The 16,574-nt window shown below is 65.2% G+C and carries 16 protein-coding genes; 6 read left to right on the plus strand and 10 right to left on the minus strand.

The window, feature by feature from the left end:
- Window positions 1-153 precede the first annotated feature (153 nt).
- Window positions 154-1,338: an aminotransferase gene (locus QO058_RS02930; protein ID WP_284170238.1), complete on the plus strand. Its 1,185-nt coding sequence runs from the start codon at window positions 154-156 to the stop codon at window positions 1,336-1,338.
- Window positions 1,339-1,345: 7 nt separating this feature from the next.
- Here QO058_RS02930 and QO058_RS02935 read toward each other — a convergent pair whose 3' ends face one another.
- From QO058_RS02935 to gnd, 4 genes are all read right to left on the minus strand, one after another.
- Window positions 1,346-1,738, minus strand: coding sequence for a hypothetical protein (locus tag QO058_RS02935; protein WP_284170239.1), 393 nt, complete (start codon window positions 1,736-1,738; stop codon window positions 1,346-1,348).
- 247 nt (window positions 1,739-1,985) lie between these two features.
- Window positions 1,986-3,515 carry a UxaA family hydrolase gene (locus tag QO058_RS02940; protein ID WP_284170240.1) on the minus strand — a complete coding sequence of 510 codons (1,530 nt, stop codon included), beginning with the start codon at window positions 3,513-3,515 and terminating at the stop codon, window positions 1,986-1,988.
- A 241-nt stretch (window positions 3,516-3,756) separates the two neighbouring features.
- Window positions 3,757-4,284 (minus strand): gluconokinase, encoded by a 528-nt coding sequence (locus QO058_RS02945; protein ID WP_284170241.1) that lies wholly within the window; start codon window positions 4,282-4,284, stop codon window positions 3,757-3,759.
- Between the two features lie 7 nt (window positions 4,285-4,291).
- A complete protein-coding gene (gnd, locus tag QO058_RS02950) occupies window positions 4,292-5,278 on the minus strand; it encodes a phosphogluconate dehydrogenase (NAD(+)-dependent, decarboxylating) (protein WP_284170242.1) in 987 nt (328 codons plus the stop codon).
- A 212-nt stretch (window positions 5,279-5,490) separates the two neighbouring features.
- Between gnd and QO058_RS02955 the strand changes: the two genes are divergently transcribed.
- A complete protein-coding gene (locus QO058_RS02955) occupies window positions 5,491-7,302 on the plus strand; it encodes a monovalent cation:proton antiporter-2 (CPA2) family protein (protein ID WP_284170243.1) in 1,812 nt (603 codons plus the stop codon).
- An 18-nt stretch (window positions 7,303-7,320) separates the two neighbouring features.
- Here QO058_RS02955 and QO058_RS02960 read toward each other — a convergent pair whose 3' ends face one another.
- A complete protein-coding gene (locus tag QO058_RS02960; protein ID WP_284170244.1) occupies window positions 7,321-7,611 on the minus strand; it encodes a hypothetical protein in 291 nt (96 codons plus the stop codon).
- A gap of 5 nt (window positions 7,612-7,616) precedes the next feature.
- A complete protein-coding gene (locus tag QO058_RS02965) occupies window positions 7,617-8,627 on the minus strand; it encodes a 1-aminocyclopropane-1-carboxylate deaminase (RefSeq protein ID WP_284170245.1) in 1,011 nt (336 codons plus the stop codon).
- Window positions 8,628-8,783: 156 nt separating this feature from the next.
- Here QO058_RS02965 and QO058_RS02970 point away from each other — a divergent pair, with 156 nt between their 5' ends.
- From QO058_RS02970 to QO058_RS02985, 4 genes are all read left to right on the plus strand, one after another.
- Complete coding sequence (locus QO058_RS02970) at window positions 8,784-9,248, plus strand: Lrp/AsnC family transcriptional regulator (protein ID WP_284170246.1); 465 nt, start codon at window positions 8,784-8,786, stop codon at window positions 9,246-9,248.
- Window positions 9,249-9,345: 97 nt separating this feature from the next.
- The gene (locus QO058_RS02975; RefSeq protein WP_284170247.1) at window positions 9,346-9,774 is read left to right on the plus strand and encodes a MerR family transcriptional regulator; all 429 of its coding nucleotides are present in this window, start codon (window positions 9,346-9,348) and stop codon (window positions 9,772-9,774) included.
- Complete coding sequence (locus tag QO058_RS02980; protein ID WP_284170248.1) at window positions 9,710-10,114, plus strand: carboxymuconolactone decarboxylase family protein; 405 nt, start codon at window positions 9,710-9,712, stop codon at window positions 10,112-10,114. Before QO058_RS02975 ends, QO058_RS02980 begins: the two co-directional genes overlap by 65 nt.
- A gap of 204 nt (window positions 10,115-10,318) precedes the next feature.
- A complete protein-coding gene (locus QO058_RS02985; RefSeq protein WP_284170249.1) occupies window positions 10,319-12,124 on the plus strand; it encodes a DUF4209 domain-containing protein in 1,806 nt (601 codons plus the stop codon).
- A 46-nt stretch (window positions 12,125-12,170) separates the two neighbouring features.
- Here the strand turns inward: QO058_RS02985 and urtE are convergent, their stop codons facing one another.
- Genes urtE through urtB form a run of 4 tightly spaced genes read right to left on the minus strand, consistent with a single transcriptional unit; the run spans window position 12,171 to window position 16,437 of the window.
- Window positions 12,171-12,866: an urea ABC transporter ATP-binding subunit UrtE gene (gene urtE, locus QO058_RS02990; protein WP_284170250.1), complete on the minus strand. Its 696-nt coding sequence runs from the start codon at window positions 12,864-12,866 to the stop codon at window positions 12,171-12,173.
- 60 nt (window positions 12,867-12,926) lie between these two features.
- The gene (urtD, locus tag QO058_RS02995; protein WP_284170251.1) at window positions 12,927-13,691 is read right to left on the minus strand and encodes an urea ABC transporter ATP-binding protein UrtD; all 765 of its coding nucleotides are present in this window, start codon (window positions 13,689-13,691) and stop codon (window positions 12,927-12,929) included.
- A gap of 5 nt (window positions 13,692-13,696) precedes the next feature.
- Window positions 13,697-14,836: an urea ABC transporter permease subunit UrtC gene (urtC, locus tag QO058_RS03000; protein ID WP_284170252.1), complete on the minus strand. Its 1,140-nt coding sequence runs from the start codon at window positions 14,834-14,836 to the stop codon at window positions 13,697-13,699.
- On the minus strand, window positions 14,833-16,437 hold the full coding sequence (gene urtB / locus QO058_RS03005; protein ID WP_284170253.1) for an urea ABC transporter permease subunit UrtB: 1,605 nt from the start codon (window positions 16,435-16,437) through the stop codon (window positions 14,833-14,835). The genes urtC and urtB overlap by 4 nt, the downstream gene beginning before the upstream one ends.
- Between the last annotated feature and the right edge of the window lie 137 nt (window positions 16,438-16,574).

Genomic DNA, 16,574 nt, shown 5'->3' on the forward strand with positions numbered 1-16,574 from the left:
GGCGTGCAGTTCCCTCGATCGCGTCCTGCGTCGCCTCGTCCATGCCGTCAGCCTCGCATTGCTCCGGTTCGAATATGGGGCTTAGCCGTGCCGCGCTCCAGCCCTGCTTGCCCGACCGTTGACGTCGCAGCGAAGGCACCGCAAAGCTCAGCCATGCCTGCGCCCTCTCCCGCCCCGCTCAATCCTGATCTCATCGACACCGCGACCCCGCCGATTCCCGAGGCCAAGGCCTGGGCCCGCGGATATGCCGGTAGCAATGGCCCGCTGATCGACCTGTCGCAGGCCGTGCCGGGCGCCCCGCCGCCGGTTGCTCTGCTCGAGCGACTCGCCGAGGCTGCGGCGCTGCCCGAGAGCACGCGCTACGGGCCGATCGCCGGCGACGATATCCTGCGCGAGGCCTATGCCGCCGAGAGTAGCGCCTTCTATGGCGGGGCGATCCGGCCGCAGGAGGTCGCGATCACCGCCGGCTGCAACCAGGCCTATGTCACCGTGATGATGGCGCTGGCCCGCGCCGGCGACAATGTGCTGCTGCCGACGCCCTGGTACTTCAACCATGAGATGACGCTGAACATGCTCGGCGTCGAGCCGCGCCCGCTGCCCTGCGACCCGGCTCAAGGCTTCGTCCCCGATGCCGAACGCGCAGAGGCGCTGATCGACGAGCGCACGCGCGCCATCGTGCTGGTGACGCCGAACAATCCGACCGGCGCGGTCTATCCGCCTGCCACCATCGCCGCCTTCGCCGCGCTCTGCCGCAGGCGCAAGATCTGGCTCGTGCTCGACGAGACCTATCGCGACTTCCTGCCGGAAGGCGCCGACCGGCCGCATGAACTCTTCAGCACAAGCGACTGGCAGGATTCGCTGATCGGCCTCTACAGCTTCTCCAAGGCTTATGCCGTTCCCGGCTGGCGGCTCGGTGCGATCACCGCCGGCGAGGCGGCGCTGGCCCAGATCGGCAAGGTGCTTGACTGCGTCCAGATCAGCCCGGTTCGCGCCGGCCAGAGCGCCGTCGCCTGGGGCATCGACGGCATCCGCGCCTGGCGGCAAGCCAATCGCGCTGAGATGAACTCCCGCGCCGCGCTCTTCCGGCAGGCGATTGCGCCGCTGAACGGCTGGAGCGTGCTCGCCGCCGGTGCCTATTTCGCCTATGTCGCCCACCCGTTCGAGGGCGTGCCGGCAGCCGAGGTCGTCCGCCGATTGGTGCAGGAACGCGGTGTGCTCGCTTTGCCCGGCCCCTATTTCGGTCCCGGTCAGGAGCAGCATCTGCGCATCGCCATCGCCAATGTCGCAGCCGAGCGCATCGCCGCGCTCGGCGAGCGGCTGAAGGGCTTTTCGCTCTGAGACAGTCTCAGCGCAGCAGCGCCGCATAGCGCTCGCGATAGGCATGGACCAGCAATCCACCCGTCACGATCAGGATGATCGCTACCGGAATGCCGGCCGGGTTGATGGCGACGTGGAACAGCACGATCACCGCTATCACCGGCGCGATCAGGGCAAGGCCAAGGGCCGGCACCACGTTGAGCAGCAGGCTCAGTCCCCCGGCGAGGTTCACCGCCTTGAGGAAGGGCCAGAAGAAGCCGGAGTTCTGCAGCGCGGCTTCGAAGATTAGTCCGCGTTCAGAAGTCGGTGGATGGATCAGGTGAGTGCCGGTGGCGAGCCACCAGAAACCGTCGACGGCGCTGACGATGAAGAGCAGGCCGAGCACCACACGAGGCAGCGTGACCATCAGAAAATTGCGCATTAAGAAGGCCCGATGAGGCAGGAGGGAGTTACTGGATAGCTGCGCCAGCTTGGTCCCGGCAGAGGCGCTTTTGCCGCGCGACCTTCCGTCATCGCGAAACCGTTCGACCCTGCCACCACGCCGTCATGTTCGTTCCTGTGGCAAGCATTCACGTCTTGAACGCCGCTTGTACGAAGGAAGACGTGGATGGTCGGGACAAGCCCGACCATGACGAGGGAGACGTCGGATGCAGCCGCCAGCCGCCCGCTCACATCGTCGCGCCGATCTGCCAGGGCACGAATTCGGCGTCGCCATAGCCCATCTCCTCGGACTTCGACTTCTCGCCCGAGGCGATCTTCAGCAGATAGTCGAAGATCTCCTTGCCCTTCTCCTCCAGCGTCACGCCGTCGAGGACATCGCCGCAATTGAGGTCCATGTCGTCGGTCTGCTTCAGATACATCGGCGTGTTGGTCGCGAGCTTGACCGAGGGCGTCGGCTTGCAGCCATAGGCCGAGCCGCGGCCGGTGGTGAAGGCGAGGATGTTGGCGCCGCCGGCGACCTGCCCCGTCGCCGAAACCGGATCGTAGCCGGGCGTGTCCATGTAGACGAAGCCCTTGGTCCGGACCGGCTCGGCATAGTGATAGACGGCGGCCAGCGTCTTGGTGCCGCCCTTGGCGGCAGCGCCGAGCGACTTCTCCAGGATGGTCGTCAGCCCGCCGGCCTTGTTGCCGGGCGACGGGTTGTTGTTCATGTCCATCCGGGCCCGCGCCGTATAGTCCTCCCACCACTTGATGATGCCGACGAGCTTCTCGCCGACCTCGCGGGTCGCGGCGCGGCGGGTCAGCAGGTGTTCGGCGCCGTAGATCTCCGGCGTCTCGGAGAGGATCGCGGTGCCGCCATGCTCGACCAGGAGGTCGACCGCCTTGCCCAGTGCTGGATTAGCGGTGATGCCGGAATAGCCGTCCGAGCCGCCACATTGCAGCGCCAGCATCAGCTCGGAAGCCGGCACGGTTTCGCGCACGGCGCGATTGGCGATCGGCAGCATCACCTTCAGCGCCTCGATCCCGGCCGCGACGGCCTTCCGGGTGCCGCCGGTTTCCTGGATGGTCAGCGTGCGGAAGACGTCGCTCTCCTCGACGCCATAGGCTTCCTTCATCCGCTTGATCTGGAAACCCTCGCAGCCGAGGCCGACAACTAGCACCGCCGCCATGTTCGGATTGCAGGCATAGCCCCAGGTCGTGCGCTTCAGCACCTCGAAGCTCTCGCCATTGTAGTCGATACCGCAGCCGGTGCCGTGCGTCAGGGCGATGACGCCGTCGACATTGGGATAGTCGGCGAGCAGGCCGGAGCGCTTGACCTCCTCGGCCATGAAGCGCGCGGCCGAGGCCGAGCAGTTCACCGAGGTCAGGATGCCGACATAGTTGCGCGTGCCGGCATTGCCGGCCTTGCGGCGAAAGCCCTCGAAGGTCGCCTGCTGCTCGACCGGCAGCACGAATTCCGGCTTGGCCTCCGCGCAGAAGGCGTAGTCGCGCTCGAAGGCGTGGAAGCCGGTATTGTGCTCGTGCACCCATTCGCCGGGCGGGATGTCGAGCGTGGCGAAGCCGATGATCTGGCCGAACTTGCGGATCGGCTCGTCCTTGGCGATCGGCACCAGCGCGACCTTGTGGCCGCGCGGAATCCGCTTCAGCGCGGTGACCCCGGCAGCGCTGACACCGACATCGATCGGATCGACCGCTACCGCGACATTATCGGCGGCATTGAGCTTCAGCGTGCGCGGCGGAACGGCTTTGTCGAGCATGGTGATACCTTGGGATCGGCGGCTCCCCCGCCTCCCCCAAGCAATGCGCCGATTGCGGCCTTTTTTCAATCGGTTGAAACTGGGAGCGGGCTTGCAGCTGGCGCCGGGTGTAGGCGGGACCACACCCGTCATGCTCGGGCTTGACCCGAGCATCTCAGGCCGGAAGGGCTCCGGTCAGCGCCTTCTCGTCCTGAGATTCTCGGGCCTGCGCTTCGCTTCACCCGAGAATGACGACCTTGCGTCACCCCAGCCGCAGCTCCCGCACGACCTGCTCGACGATCGCGTCCTTGCTCGCCTCGACCTGGACGACCAGCGGGTTCTCGTCCGTGCCTGGCTCCTCCAGCGTGGCGAACTGGCTGTCGAGCAGGGCCGGCGGCATGAAATGATGCTGGCGCGCCGCCATGCGCTGGCCGATCAGTTCGCGCGAGCCCTTGAGATAGACCAGCGCGACATCGGGCCGTTTCCCGACGATCACATCGCGATAGGCCTTCTTCAGCGCCGAGCAGGTGACGATGCCGTTGCCGCCGCTGGCACGCAGTTCGTCGATCCAGGCCGCGATCGCCGCCAGCCAGGGCTTGCGGTCCTCGTCGGTCAGCGGAATACCACCAGACATCTTCGCGACGTTCGCAGGCGGATGGAACGAGTCGGCATCGCGGAACGGCCAGCCGAGCCGCTGCGCCAGCCGCTCGCCGAGCGAGGTCTTGCCCGAACTCGCCACGCCCATGACGACGATCACCGCCGGCGCGCCGGCGTCCTTGGCAAAGGTCATAACTCGCTCAGCCCTGCTTCTTCGGCTCGACATGGCCGCCGAAGCCGGCACGCATGGCGGAGAGGATCTTCTCGGCGAAGGTATGGTCCTTGCGCGAGCGGAAGCGGGTGTAGAGCGAGGAGGTCAGCACCTCGGCCGGCGTTGCGGTCTCGATCGCCGCCTGCACCGTCCAGCGCCCCTCGCCCGAATCCGAGACATGGCCGGAATAGGCGCCAAGCTCCTCGTCGGCCGCGAGCGCCTCTGCGGTGAGGTCGAGCAGCCAGGAGGTGACGACCGAGCCGCGCCGCCAGACCTCGGCGATCTCGGCGAAGTCGAAATCGAAGCCGTATTCCTCCGGCAGGCCGTCCTTGGCCGAAGCGTTGCGCAGGAGGTCGAAGCCCTCGGCGAAGGCCTGCATCATCCCGTATTCGATGCCGTTATGGATCATCTTGACGAAATGGCCGGCGCCGGCCGGGCCGCAATGCAGGTAGCCCTGCTCGGCTGTCGGGTTGCGGCCGTCGCGATGCCTGGTCGGCTCGATCTCGCCCTTGCCCGGCGCCAGTGCCTTAAAGATCGGCTCCAGCCGATCGAAGGTCGCCTTGTCGCCGCCGATCATCAGGCAATAGCCGCGATCGAGCCCGTGCACGCCGCCGGAGGTGCCGATGTCGAGATAATGCAGGCCCTTGGCTTCGAGCTCGCGCCCGCGCCTGACATCGTCCTTCCAGAAGGCGTTGCCGCCGTCGATCAGCGTGTCGCCGGGGCTCATCATCGCGGCGAGTTCGGCGAGCGTCTTCTCGGTGATCTCGCCGGCCGGCAGCATGATCCAGATGGCGCGCGGCGCCTGAAGCTTCGCCACCATCTCCTTGAGATCGCTGGCGTTGACGGCGCCGTCCTTGGCCAGCGCCTCGCCCGGCTTCGGATCGCGGTCATAGACCACGCAATTGTGCCCGGCGCGGTGCAGCCGCCGGACGATATTGGCTCCCATGCGGCCGAGGCCGACCACTCCAAGCTGCATAGCGAACGCTCCTGCTGCCGGCAGAGAGCCGGCTTTGGCGATGCTAAATGCCCCGATGAAAGCCGGCCGGCAAGCGTTGGCCGGCCGGCACGCTAGCTGCATCGTGTTGTCCGGGCGCTCTGGCGGCCGAGCGAAAGCTTGCCTAAACCGCCCCGACGCCTTCTGTTTCGAAGGCACGGATATCCACAGCGAAGACGGGCAAAGGGAGTGTTATGGCGGCGGAAGGCTTCTCTCAGGATCTGGTTCAGGCCGTCGGGCTTCTGGGGGCGGGCGTCATCGCGGTGCCGATCTTCCGGCGGCTGAAGCTCGGCTCGGTGCTCGGCTATTTCGCCGGCGGCCTCGTCATCGGCCCCTCCGGCATCGGCTTGTTCTCCAATCCCGAAAGCGTGCTCCACGTCGCCGAATTCGGCGTCGTCATGTTCCTGTTCATCATCGGGCTGGAGATGCAGCCCTCGCGGCTTTGGAACCTGCGCGGCGAGATCTTCGGCCTCGGCGTCGCCCAGGTTGGGCTTTGCGGCGCGCTGCTGACCGGTGTCGGCATCCTCGCCGGGCTGGCGCCGGCCGCTGCCTTCATCGCCGGCATGGGCTTCGTGCTGTCCTCGACCGCGGTCGTGATGCAGATGCTGAACGAGCGCGGCGAGGCCTCGACGCCGCAGGGCCAGCAGGCGGTCTCGATCCTGCTGCTCGAAGACCTCGCCATCGTGCCGCTGCTTGCGGTCGTCGCCGTGCTGGCCCCGGCGAAGGCGGCGGGCAGCGGCGGCCTCATGCCCCTGCTGATCGGCGCCGGCTCGCTGATCGGCCTCGTCGTCGCCGGCAAATGGCTGCTTAACCCGATGTTCCGGCTACTCGCCAATGCCCAGGCCCGCGAGGTCATGACCGGCGCGGCCCTGCTCGTCGTGCTCGGTTCGGCGCTGGCGATGCAGCTCGGCGGTCTCTCCATGGCGATGGGCGCCTTCCTTGCCGGCGTGCTGCTCTCGGAATCGACCTTCCGCCACCAACTCGAGGCGGACATCGAGCCGTTCCGCGGCCTCTTGCTCGGCATGTTCTTCCTGGCGGTCGGCATGTCGCTCGATCTCAAGCTGATCGGACAGGAATGGCAGGCCGTCGCGCTCGGCGTCGCCGCCTTCATGCTGGTCAAGGCGGCCGGCATCTTCATTATCGCCAAGCTGTTTCGCACCCGCACGCGCAATGCGATCACCCGCGTCGCGCTGTTCTCGCAGGGCGGCGAATTCGCCTTCGTGCTCTACAGCGCGGCGGCAGCGGCTGGCATCTTCGACGCGCGGGTCAACGCGATCGCCAGCGCCATCGTGATCCTGTCGATGGCGATCACGCCGCTGGTCGTGCTCGCCATCGACCGTTTCATGCCGGCCGAGCGGGAATCTCTGGATGGCATCGAGCATGCCGAGGGCCTCAAGGGACGCATCCTCGTCGTCGGCTTCGGACGCTTCGGCCAGGTCGCGAGCCAGGCTTTGCTCGCCCGCGGCTGCAGCATCTCGCTGATCGAGACCGATGTGGAGATGATCCAGGCCGCCGCGACCTTTGGCTTCAAGGTCTACTATGGCGACGGCACCCGCGCCGACATCCTGCATGCCTCGGGCGCCCATCAGGCCGAGGCGATCCTGGTCTGCGTCGAGAAGCGCGAGACGGCCAACGCGATCGTGCGGGTGGCGCAGGCCGAGTTCCCGCATGCGAAGCTCTTCGTGCGCGCCTTCGACCGCGGCCATTCGATGGACCTGATCCGCGCCGGCGTCGACTACCAGATCCGCGAGACCTTCGAATCCGCCATGGTCTTCGGCGGCGAGGTCCTGCGTGCGCTCGGCGTGCCGGAGGAGGAAACCGCGGAGATCGTCGAGGATGTCCGCCGTCGCGATGCCGAGCGCCTCGACCTCCAGGTCGCGAGCGACATCTATGCCGGCCAGGACCTGGTCCACGGCAACCAGCCGACCCCGGCTCCGCTCACCAAGCCGAAGGCAGCGGGCACGGTCATTGGCGACCTGCCGGATGCGGTCGGCGCCAAGCCGTAGGACCGGCGCCGAGCCGTCTTAGGGGAACATCAGCGGCAGCGGCTCGGCCTGCCAGACGGCTTCGAGCGTAAGCAGCCTGAGGGCAGTGGGACCAAGCCCGTCGCCGATCGCCTCGACGACGAAGCGCTCCGCCTCAGACTGCCTCGGGAAAGCAACCGCCAGGATCACGCCATCGCCGAGGTCCCGATCACGGGCGACGAAGTTCAGCTTCGCCCGCCCGTGAAGGCCGAGCCGACCGATGCGCACGAGCAGGGCTTCGCGCAGATCCTCGCGCCCCGCCGCGATCTCACAGAGGACGAGTGCCTCCATGACGCTCAACCGTTGCGGAAGGTGTAGCTGTAGCCGTTGATCGCCGGCACGCCGCCGAGATGGGCGTAGAGCACCTTCGAGCCGGCCGGGAAGAAGCCCTTCTTCACCAGGTCGATCATGCCCTGCATCGATTTCCCCTCATAGACGGGGTCGGTCATCATGCCCTCGAGTCGGGCCGACAGGCGGATCGCCTCGATCGTCTCCTGCGAGGGCACGCCATAGACCGGATAGGCGTAGTCTTCGTTCAGCACGATGTCGTCCGCGGTGATCGCCTTGCCGCCGACGAGGTCGGAGGTCTTCTGGGCGATGTCGAGCACCTGCGCCCTGGTCTGCGCCGGCGTGAACGAGGCGTCGATGCCGATGACGTTGCGCTGGCGGCCGTCCTTGGCAAAGCCGACGACCATGCCGGCATGGGTCGAGCCGGTGACGGTGCAGACGACGATATAGTCGAACTTGAACCCGAGCTCGGCCTCCTGCGCCCTCACCTCCTCGGCGAAGCCGACATAGCCGAGCCCGCCGAACTTATGCACGGAAGCGCCAGCCGGGATCGCATAGGGCTTGCCGCCCTTGGCCTTCACATCCGCCAGCGCGTTTTCCCAGCTCGCACGGATGCCGATGTCGAAGCCCTCGTCGACCAGCTCGACATGGGCGCCCATCACCCGCGACATCAGGATGTTGCCGACCCGGTCATAGACCGCGTCCTCATGCGGAACCCAGCTTTCCTGCACCAGCCGGCACTTCATCCCGATCTTGGCGGCCGTCGCGGCGACCATGCGGGTGTGGTTCGACTGCACGCCGCCGATCGAGACCAGCGTATCGGCGCCGGACGCGATCGCGTCCGGGACGATGTATTCGAGCTTGCGCAGCTTGTTGCCGCCGAAGGCGAGACCGGAATTGCAGTCCTCGCGCTTGGCGTAGAGCTCGACGCCGCCACCGAGATGCGCGGAGAGGCGCGGCAGCTTCTCGATCGGCGACGGCCCGAAGGTCAGCGGATAGCGTTCGAACTTGGCGAGCATGGCGGGTTTTCCTCACGAAACGACCCGCAAACGCTAGCAAAACGCCTCTGAAAGGTGCTCCCGAACTTGGCCGCTGATTTTCTCATAGCTTTCGCAATAGCTGAAATCTGATAGCTTCGAGTGACACCAGATGCGCCAAAAACGGAAGAATCGTTCATGGAGGCCGAACTCGACAAAACCGACCTCAGAATCCTGCGTTTGCTGCAGGCCGACGGTCGGATGGGCAATGCCGAAATCGCCAAGCGCGTGAACACCAGCGCCGCGACCTGCCATCGCCGCATCCAGCGCCTGTTCGCCGAAGGTTATGTCACCGGCGTGCGCGCGCAGATCGATCCGCACAAAGTCGAGAAGGGCACGCTCGCCATCGTCGGCGTCGTTCTCGATCGCTCGACGCCGGAGAGCTTCGGCACCTTCGAGGAGGCGGTGAAGCAGCTCCCGGTCGTGCTCGACTGCCACATCGTCGCCGGCGATTTCGACTATTTCCTCAAGATCCGCGTACGCGACCTCGCCGACTTCAACAGGCTGCACGCCAGGACGCTGCTCGCTTTGCCGGGCGTGCGCCAGACCCGCACCTTCTTCGTGATGAAGGAGGTCATCGACAACGCGCCGCTGGAGTTTTGAGACGGGCGCGGCCGCTCGAAAAAAACTTCGCCGACCGCATTGACTTAGAGTGCGCTCGAACTCGTAGCTTCCCCGGCGTCGTGATGAGAAGGCGGCCATGAAGATCGGTGAACTGGCAAGGCGATCGGGACTGTCGGCCCATACGATCCGCTATTACGAGCGGATCGGGCTGCTGCCCTATGCCGACAGGGACCAGTCACGCCAGCGCGACTACGACGCCTCGATCCTGACCTGGATCGAATTCCTCGGCCGGCTCAAGACCACCGGCATGCCGATCCGCGAGATGCTGCGCTATGCGGCCTCGCGGGAAAAGGGCTCCGGCACGGAAGCCGAGCGTCGTAGTTTGCTGGAACGGCACCGTGAGCAGGTTCGCGCTCGCGTCGCCGAACTCGAAGCCTGCCTTCTCGTCCTCGACACCAAGATCGCCGGCTATGCCGACATCGAGAAGAGGATCGAAGACCATGACGCACATCAACGCACACGCCGAAACCAGCAGGCTGGAGCGCGGCAGGCGGGCTCTCGCTGAGATCGATGGCGAAGCCGGCCACAAGGTGATTGCAGCGCTCGCCGGCATCGCGCCTGATTTCGCCGACTACGTGTTCGAGTTTCCGTTCGGCGACATTTACTGCCGGCCGGGACTCGACCTGCGCTCCCGCGAGATCGCGACGATTGCGGCGTTGGCCGCGATGGGCAACGCCCAGCCGCAGCTCAAGGTGCATATCGAAGCCGGGCTGAACGTCGGACTGTCGCGCCAGGAGATCACTGAGATCCTCATTCAGATGGCGGTCTATGCCGGCTTCCCGGCAGCGCTCAACGGGCTGTTCGCAGCGAAGGAGGTCTTCGCCGCGCGCGACCTCGCTGCTTGAACCGAGGCCGCATCGGACCCGCTAACTCTTGATCAGCGGGTCTGCCCCTTACACCTAAATCAACCGCTGCACCTGATTGCCATCCAGCTCCGCATTCGTTTTGGACAGATTTCTGAGGGTATTTGTCCGCATGACATGAATTGGGATTGCGGCAAGGCTTCTGGCAGAGAAGCTACTTCGACACAAAGAAGAGACCAAATTCCAATGACCGAACAGCCGCCCCCCGAAGAAAATCGGCAGGATCGCTCTATTCCGGATGGAGCCGATATCGCTCACGTACTGCGTACAGCAACAGTGCAGAAGGATCGGGATTTCGCTGCCGTATTCCGAACACAGCACAAGCAAGCTTCGGCTGCCGGATGGGACTTTCTTGCAGACCTCTTTGATTTTCACTTCACGCCGAGAGATGCCGGACAGCCGTTCCGGCCGATGCTGATTATGGACGGCCGACGCAGCATGATCCCGGATGATCTTTCAGATCATCAGCTGGATCGATTGGCGGCGTCGCTCCCGGAGGTGGACGATGCTGAATATCGAGCACGTGTCGGCGATGTGCTTTGGCTGCGTCGCCGGGATGCTACTGCCGCCCGCGATGCTGTAATGTGCTATATTGCGTCTGGGCAGCGCCTCGAAGACCCAGATCATTGGGTTCCCGCCATCGAGCGCTATGAACGCGCTGTTCGATTGGCTCGTCAGATCGAACCCAAGGGCGAGCTTCCAGGCCGCGTTCTCGCTCATCTCGAACAACGGGTGTTGCACTATCAGGGGCAGGACCCGCTGTATTTCAGCCTGAAGGCTCTGAAGCTCCTAGAGGAATTCCGATACGGCGACTTCAGCGTTCTTGCAGATATCGCCGGGAAGATTGCGGCCACAGCTTCAGCATCCGGCGGCCTTGATCGAGCCCGAAGCCACTACGCCATACAGTCGAAGCTCCTGCGTCGCGCCGGTCGAACGCAAGAAGCTGAAGACGTAATGTGCGCACTGGCCGAGACGTTCATTACTGAGGCGGAAGCACAGGAGAGCGCTGGCTCATTCGTGGGCGCGCATCACTTCTGGCAGAAGGCAGTTCAAGCTTTCTCTGACCGGTCGTCGCTTCGGTCGCGCATTCCCGAACTCCGCGCACGGCTGGCTGCCGCCGGTCGGAAAACCCTCGCTGAAATGAAGAGCGCTTCGACCGGCGAGGTCGATATCAGCGCGGAGGTTGAGGCATCTCAGAGCCTTCTACGAGGACGCCCGTGGGATGACGCGTTCTTCCAGCTTGCGATAATGACGCCGTTGATCGACGTGGAGAAGCTGCGTGAAGCAACGATCGAGCGGATGCGTGAGTTTCCGCTCGCTCCTCTAATCAAAGGAGATGTCTTCGACTACGCGGGCCGGAAAATAGCGGTCAGACCAGCTATCGGCAGCGGTGACGCAAAGCAGGAGGAACAGGCGATCGAAGGCTTCATGGATGAACAGGCTCGGGTGCACCGGCATTTCACCGTCCATGCGATCCTCGCGCCCGCCATCCGGGTAATGCGCGACGAGCACCCCATTGACGGCGACGCGATTGAGCTGGTCATCAAGGACAGCGCGCTTGTGCCGGAGCACCACCTGTCGCTTTTCGTGAAGGGTGTGCGAGCAGGTTTTCAGTTCGATTTCTCGACGGCCTTGCATCTTCTGGTCCCGCAGGTCGAAAACGGGCTCCGTCATGTTCTCGAACATTCGGGCGTTGTTCCTCGAAACATCGATGCCGATGGTGTCGAAGATGTCTGGCTGCTGGGCCGCATTCTCGATCACGAAAAGCTACGCGAAATCCTCGATGAGGACATGCTGTATGAACTTCGGACCCTCATGGCCGGGCGCCTCGGGCCGAATCTGAGAAATTCGATCGCCCACGGGTTACTCAACGAGTCGGCGCTGAACGGCGAGATGGGCTTCTATCTGTGGTGGGTAATCGTGAGGCTGATATGCCTGCTGACACCGGGCTTAGCGGCATTCGTTGAGCGGCACCGCAGGATTGAAAGCTGAAACGCTCTATGAAGCGATTCCGTCTCAACGCTCAACGCCTTGGCCGCTAGACCTGAATCAACCTCTGGACCTGCGCCCCGTCCAGCTCCGCCATCGGCCCGGCGAGCACGACCTCGCCGCGGTCCATCACGAACATCGTGTCGGCGAGGTCGCGGGCGAAGTCGAAATACTGCTCGACCAGCACGATCGCCATGTCGCCGCGCTGGCGCAGATAGTCGATGGCGCGGCCGATATCCTTGATGATCGAGGGCTGGATGCCCTCGGTCGGCTCGTCGAGAACCAGCAATTTGGGTCGGGTGACCAGCGCTCGCGCAATGGCGAGTTGCTGTTGCTGGCCGCCCGAGAGGTCTCCGCCGCGCCGGCCCAGCATGGATTTCAGCACGGGGAATAGGTTGAAGAGCTCGTCCGGGATGTAGCGCTCCTTGCGGGGCAAGGGCGCAAAGCCGGTCTCCAGGTTCTCCTTGACGCTCAGCAGCGGGAAGACCTCGCGGCCCTGCGGCACGAAGCCGATGCCGGCGCGCGCCCGGTCCTCGGTACGCAGGGTCGAGATGTCCTCACCGCCGAAACTGATCCTGCCGCCGCTGATCGGCTGCTGGCCGACGATGGCGCGCATCAGCGAGGTCTTGCCGACGCCGTTGCGGCCCATGACACAGGTGACCTTGCCGATCTCGGCGCTGACCGAGACGCGCCGCAGTGCTTGTGCAGCGCCGTAATGCAGATCGATGGCGTCCACAGTCAGCATGAGCAGTTATCCCGCCGCATGATCTGAACGGAGAACCAGTTTTCACGTTTCCAGATCATGCTAGCGCCCCAGATAGACTTCGACGACTCGCTCATTGGCACTAACCTGATCGAGGGGTCCCTCGGCCAAGACCGAGCCCTCGTGGAGTACCGTGACCTTCACACCGAGCTCGCGGATGAAGCCCATGTCGTGCTCGACCACGATCACGGAGTGATCCCGGGCGATCTCCTTGAGCAGCACCGCGGTCTGCGCCGTCTCGCCATCGGTCATGCCGGCAGCCGGCTCGTCGACAAGGAGGAGCTTGGGGTCCTGCGCCAGGAGCATGCCGATCTCAAGCCACTGCTTCTGGCCGTGCGAAAGCGAGCCGGCGAGCCGCTCGCGCTTGTCGGCGAGCTTGATGATGCCGAGGATGTCGTCGATGCGCTTCTGCTGGGGCTCTTCCGTCTGCCAGAACAGCGTCTTCAGCACCGAGCGCTTCGATTTCAGCGCCAAGAGGATGTTGTCCTCGATCGTGTGGAAGTCGAACACGGTCGGCTTCTGGAACTTGCGGCCGATGCCGAGATTGGCGATCGCTGCCTCGTCGAGCTTGGTCAGGTCGACCGAGCCGCCGAACATCACGGTGCCCTCGTCGGGCCGGGTCTTGCCGGTGATGATGTCCATCATCGTCGTCTTGCCGGCACCGTTCGGGCCGATAATGGCGCGCATCTCGCCGGGTTCGATGGTGAGCGACAGGCCGCGGATCGCCTTGAAGCCGTCGAAGGAGACGCTGACGCCGTCGAGATAGAGCAGCGAGGAGGTCAGCGCGCCGGGGGTGGGAGCGTTCATATCAGTCACTCCGCCGGAGCCGGTTCGGCCGCGGGCACGGGTGCGGGCCGCTTGCGGCTCTCCCACCAGCCCTGCGCGGTGCCGAGAATGCCCTTGGGCATGAACAGGGTGACGAAGACGAAGAGCGCACCGAGCGCGAACAGCCAGTACGGCGCCATGAAGCCCGAGGTGAACACCGTCTTGGCCCAGTTGACCACGACGGCGCCAAGTGCCGCGCCGACCAGCGAGCCGCGCCCGCCGACCGCGACCCAGATCACCGTCTCGATCGAGTTGGCCGGGGCGAATTCACTGGGATTGATGATGCCGACCTGCGGCACGTAGAGCGCGCCGGCAACGCCCGCCATGCAGGCCGAAACCGTGAAGACGAAGAGCTTGAAGCGATCGACCCGGTAGCCGAGGAAGCGCGTGCGCGATTCGGCGTCGCGGATCGCGATCACCACCTTGCCGAGCTTCGACGAGACGATGCCGCGGGCGATCAGGAAGCCGGAGATCAGCATCACGCAGGTCATTGCGAACAGCGCGGCGCGCGTGCCCTGCGCCTGCACGTTGAAGCCGAGCAGGTCCTTGAAATCGGTCAGGCCGTTATTGCCGCCAAAGCCCATATCGTTGCGGAAAAAGGCGAGCAGCAGCGCATAGGTCAGCGCCTGGGTGATGATCGAGAGATAGACGCCGGTGACGCGGCTGCGGAAGGCGAACCAGCCGAAGACGAAGGCGAGCAGGCCGGGGACCAGCAGCACCATCAGCATGGCAAAGGGGAAGGAGGAGAAGCCGTACCAGTACCAGGGCAATTCCTGCCAGTTCAGGAAGACCATGAAGTCGGGCAGCACCGGATTGCCGTAGACGCCGCGCGAACCGATTTGGCGCATCAGATACATGCCCATCGCATAGCCGCCGAGCGCGAAGAAGGCGCCATGGCCGAGCGAGAGGATGCCGCAATAGCCCCAGACCAGGTCGAGCGAGATCGCCAGCAGCGCGTAGCAGAGATACTTGCCCCAGAGCGACATGGTCGCGGTCGAGACATGGAAGGGCGAGCCCACCGGCATCAGCAGGTTCGCCAGCGGCACCAGCAGGCCGATAGCAGCGATGAGGACAAGGAAGACGAAGCCCCGCCTGTCCATGTTCGAGAGCAGGAAGCGAGTGATCATGCTTCCACCGCCCTGCCCTTCAGCGCGAACAGACCGCGCGGGCGCTTCTGGATGAACAGGATGATGAAGACCAGCAGCGCGATCTTGCCGAGCACGGCGCCGGCATAGGGTTCGAGCAGCTTGTTGGCGACGCCGAGGCTCATCGCGCTGATCAGCGTGCCCCAGAGATTGCCGACACCGCCGAAGACCACGACCATGAAGCTATCGATGATGTAGCTCTGGCCGAGATTGGGGCTGACATTGTCGATCTGCGAGAGCGCGACGCCGGCCAATCCCGCGACGCCCGAGCCGAGCCCGAAGGTCAGCGCGTCGATCCGGCCGGTGCGGATGCCCATCGCCGAAGCCATGCGCCGGTTCTGGGTGACCGCCCGCATCTGCAGGCCCATCGGCGTCAGCTTGAGGATCGCCAGCAGCGCCGCGAAGACGAGGGCTGCGAAGACGATGATCCAGAGCCGGTTCCAGGTGATGGCGAGGCCGCCGAGCTCGAAGGCGCCGGACATGAAGGCCGGCGCGCCGACCTCGCGATTGGTGGGCCCAAATGCGGTGCGCACCGCCTGCTGCAGGATCAGGCTGATGCCCCAGGTCGCGAGCAGCGTCTCCAGCGGCCGGCCATAGAGGAAGCGGATGACGCCGCGCTCGATCGCGATGCCGACCGCGCCGGCGACGATGAAGGCGGCCGGGATCGCGATCGCCAGCGACCAGTCGAACAGCCCCGGAAAGCGCGCCCGGATCACCTCCTGCACGATGAAGGTAGTGTAGGCGCCGAGCATGACCATCTCGCCATGGGCCATGTTGATCACGCCCATCACGCCGAAGGTGATGGCAAGGCCGATCGCGGCAAGCAGCAGCACCGAGCCGAGCGAGAGCCCGTACCAGAGGTTCTGGCCGGCCCGCCACAAAGCGAGCTTGCCCTCGATCTCGGAGATGGCGCGCACCTGCGCCTCCCTCAAACCTTGTGAGGCGTCGCCCGGAAGGGCGCGCAGCGTCGCCAGCGCATCCTGGTCGCCGCGCTCGCGCAGCACGTCGACGGCGGCGATCCGGTCGAACGGCGGCGCATCGGTCTTGGCGATCAGGATCGCGGCCTGCGCTTCGCGCAGCGCCCGCCGCGCCCGGCTGTCGGTTTCCTTGGCGATGGCGGCTTCGAGCACCGGCAGTACCGAAACGTCGCGCGCCCGGAACACCGCCTCGGCAGCTGCGACGCGCTTATTAGCATCCGGATTGATCAGCCCGAGCCCGCCGAGCGCGCCCTGGATCACGCGTCTGACATTGTTGTTGAGTCTGACCGGGTTGAGGCCGGCCGGCGCGGCATTGAGCGCCTGGCCCGTCCGCGCGTCGAGGAAGCCGCCCTCCTTGGTCTTCACCACGACCGCGCCACCGCCGGCGAGCAGACGCCCGTCAGCCAGTGCCTCGATCACCACCGCGGCATTCGGATGCGCGCTCTGGACGAGGATGTCGATGGCGCGCGCCGTGTCCGAGAAGCTGTCGGCACTGAGCCGGACGAAGGCGTCTTCGGCGGCTTGCTGCGCAAGAGCGAGAGCCGGCGCGGCAAGAAGAGCCACGGCGACGGCCAGCGATCGGAGGAAGGAGAAAAGGAAGGGCATCGGCTCGTTTCTGGTCTTGATGCACAGGCCGCGACTAGTGAGGCACGGGATCCCCTCTCCCGTGTGGGAGAGGGGTAGGGGTGAGGGCCTGCCCGCAAACGAAAGGGCTCGATCCTGCTTGCCCCAGCACCGGCCAG

Source organism: Bosea vestrisii (genome assembly GCF_030144325.1).
GTDB lineage: Bacteria > Pseudomonadota > Alphaproteobacteria > Rhizobiales > Beijerinckiaceae > Allobosea > Allobosea vestrisii_A.